1 tRNA gene and 2 rRNA genes are annotated in these 3,322 nt (G+C 49.9%); all 3 read right to left on the bottom strand.

The window, feature by feature from the left end:
- Window position 1 precedes the first annotated feature (1 nt).
- The 3 genes from ACQV2Q_RS08740 to ACQV2Q_RS08750 all read right to left on the bottom strand — a co-directional run bounded on the left by ACQV2Q_RS08740 (window position 2) and on the right by ACQV2Q_RS08750 (window position 3,164).
- Window positions 2-74, bottom strand: a tRNA-Asn gene (locus ACQV2Q_RS08740).
- An 18-nt stretch (window positions 75-92) separates the two neighbouring features.
- Window positions 93-208: ribosomal RNA gene (gene rrf, locus ACQV2Q_RS08745) — 5S ribosomal RNA — on the bottom strand.
- Between the two features lie 78 nt (window positions 209-286).
- Window positions 287-3,164 (bottom strand): 23S ribosomal RNA (locus ACQV2Q_RS08750).
- Window positions 3,165-3,322: the final 158 nt, after the last annotated feature.

A 3,322-nucleotide genomic window follows, 5' to 3' on the forward strand; every position in this document is an offset into this window, starting at 1 on the left:
ACTCCGCCAGTAGGGCTCGAACCTACGACATCATGATTAACAGTCATGCGCTCTGCCAGCTGAGCTATGGCGGAATAACTTTGATATGACACGCGTGGCAACGTCCTACTCTCACAAGACCAAAGGTCCAACTACCATCGGCGCTAAGAAGCTTAACTGCTGTGTTCGGCATGGGTACAGGTGTGTCCTTCTTGCCATCATCACCACACAGTGTCATCTCATCGTTATCTTGAGCAATCTCTCAATCACTCAAAACTGAATACACCTCTACTTACCTTGAAATCTCATGGTTAAGTCCTCGACCGATTAGTACTAGTCCGCTCCATATATCGCTATACTTCCACTTCTAGCCTATCTACCTGATCGTCTCTCAGGGGTCTTACTTCTTGCGAATGGGAAATCTCATCTTGAAGCTGGCTTCCCGCTTAGATGCTTTCAGCGGTTATCCATCCCACACATAGCTACCCAGCAATGCTCCTGGCGGAACAACTGGTACACCAGCGGTGTGTCCATCCCGGTCCTCTCGTACTAAGGACAGCTCTTCTCAAATTTCCTACGCCCGCGACGGATAGGGACCGAACTGTCTCACGACGTTCTGAACCCAGCTCGCGTACCGCTTTAATGGGCGAACAGCCCAACCCTTGGGACCGACTTCAGCCCCAGGATGCGATGAGCCGACATCGAGGTGCCAAACCTCCCCGTCGATGTGAACTCTTGGGGGAGATAAGCCTGTTATCCCCAGGGTAGCTTTTATCCGTTGAGCGATGGCCCTTCCATGCGGTACCACCGGATCACTAAGCCCGACTTTCGTCCCTGCTCGACTTGTTGGTCTCGCAGTCAAGCTCCCTTCTGCCTTTGCACTCTACGAATGATTTCCAACCATTCTGAGGGAACCTTTGGGCGCCTCCGTTACTCTTTAGGAGGCGACCGCCCCAGTCAAACTGCCCACCTGACACTGTCTTCCGTGTTCTTCACGCGAGTTAGAGGGTTCATATTACAAGGGTAGTATCCCACCAACGTCTCCTTGCATACTGGCGTACACAGCTCTTTGACTCCTACCTATCCTGTACATGTCACACAAACACTCAATATCAAGTTGCAGTAAAGCTCCATGGGGTCTTTCCGTCCTGTCGCGGGTAACCTGCATCTTCACAGGTACTATAATTTCACCGAGTCTCTCGTTGAGACAGTGCCCAGATCGTTACGCCTTTCGTGCGGGTCGGAACTTACCCGACAAGGAATTTCGCTACCTTAGGACCGTTATAGTTACGGCCGCCGTTTACTGGGGCTTCAATTCGCACCTTCGCTTGCGCTAAGCGCTCCTCTTAACCTTCCAGCACCGGGCAGGCGTCAGCTCCTATACGTCATCTTGCGATTTAGCAGAAACCTGTGTTTTTGATAAACAGTCGCCTGGGCCTATTCACTGCGGCTGACTTGCGTCAGCACCCCTTCTCCCGAAGTTACGGGGTCATTTTGCCGAGTTCCTTAACGAGAGTTCTCTCGCTCACCTTAGTGTTCTCCACTTGACTACCTGTGTCGGTTTGCGGTACGGGTTGGTCATACTAGCTAGAAGCTTTTCTCGACAGTTTGATTATCCACCTTCGCTACTATTATTTCGCTCCAGATCACAACTCATCATTAATTGTAAGCATTTGACTCACAATCTCACTCGTTGCTTCTACAGACTTTTCCATCTGTCTGCGTGGACTTACCTCCTGTGTCCCTCCATTGCTTAAATCGTATTTCCCAAGTACAGGAATCTCTACCTGTTGTCCATCGCATACGCCGTTCGGCTTTTGCTTAGGGCCCGACTTACCCAGGGCGGACGAGCCTTCCCCTGGAAACCTTAGTCTATCGGTGGACAGGATTCTCACCTGTCTTTCGCTACTCATACCGGCATTCTCACTTCTATGCGCTCCACTGCTCCTTACGGTACAGCTTCTCCGCACATAGAACGCTCTCCTACCATCCTAATAAATTAGAATCCACAGCTTCGGTGGACTGTTTAGCCCCGGTACATTTTCGGCGCAGGGTCACTCGACTAGTGAGCTATTACGCACTCTTTAAATGATGGCTGCTTCTAAGCCAACATCCTAGCTGTCTAGGCAACCCCACATCCTTTTCCACTTAACAGTTACTTAGGGACCTTAGCTGGTGGTCTGGGCTGTTTCCCTTTCGACTACGGATCTTATCACTCGCAGTCTGACTCCCAGAGATGAGTTTGTGGCATTCGGAGTTTATCTAGATTCGGTAACCCGAATGGGCCCCTAGTCCAAACAGTGCTCTACCTCCACATCTCTTACTCTGAGGCTATACCTAAATATATTTCGGAGAGAACCAGCTATCTCCAGGTTCGATTGGAATTTCTCCGCTACCCACACGTCATCTCCACACTTTTCAACGTATGTGAGTTCGGTCCTCCAGTGCGTCTTACCACACCTTCAACCTGCACATGGGTAGGTCACCTGGTTTCGGGTCGACGACACCTGACTAACGCCCTATTCAGACTCGCTTTCGCTACGGCTCCGTATCTTCTACTTAACCTTGCCAACTATCGTCACTCGCCGGTTCATTCTACAAAAGGCACGCCATCACCCCTTAACGGGCTCTGACTACTTGTAAGCACACGGTTTCAGGTACTCTTTCACTCCCCTTCCGGGGTGCTTTTCACCTTTCCCTCACGGTACTGGTTCACTATCGGTCACTAGGGAGTATTTAGCCTTACCAGATGGTCCTGGTGGATTCCGACGGGATTTCTCGTGTCCCGCCGTACTCAGGATACTCCTGAGCCTGTTGATCTTTCGCATACGGGGGTCTCACCCTCTCTGCCGCCCCTTCCCATGGGCTTCTACTAAATCGTCTGGTCTCGTGATGGAGTCCTTCAACCCCAACGTGCATGCACGCTGGTTTGGGCTCTTCCCCGTTCGCTCGCCGCTACTTAGGGAATCATTCTTATTTTCTTTTCCTGCAGTTACTTAGATGTTTCAGTTCTCTGCGTCTACCTTCCTTGCGGATAATGATCTTTTACAATCATTGGGTTCCCCCATTCGGAAATCTCCGGTTCTTAGCGTACTTACCGCTCCCCGAAGCATATCGCTGTTCGTCGCGTCCTTCATCGGCTCCTAGTGCCAAGGCATTCACCGTGCGCCCTTTATTGCTTAACCACAATATTTTCGCTTGTTTTTTACTCTATGAATCTTTTCATAGACTCGGTCAATTTCTCGGTTCATTATATCTTTTTTTAAGAAATAATGTGATTGTCATACCTCGCATCGAGAATATGATCAATCTTGTTTGGTGTATTCAGTTTTCAATGATCGAT

The organism is Facklamia sp. P12950 (assembly GCF_050409465.1).
Taxonomy (GTDB): Bacteria; Bacillota; Bacilli; order Lactobacillales; family Aerococcaceae; genus Facklamia.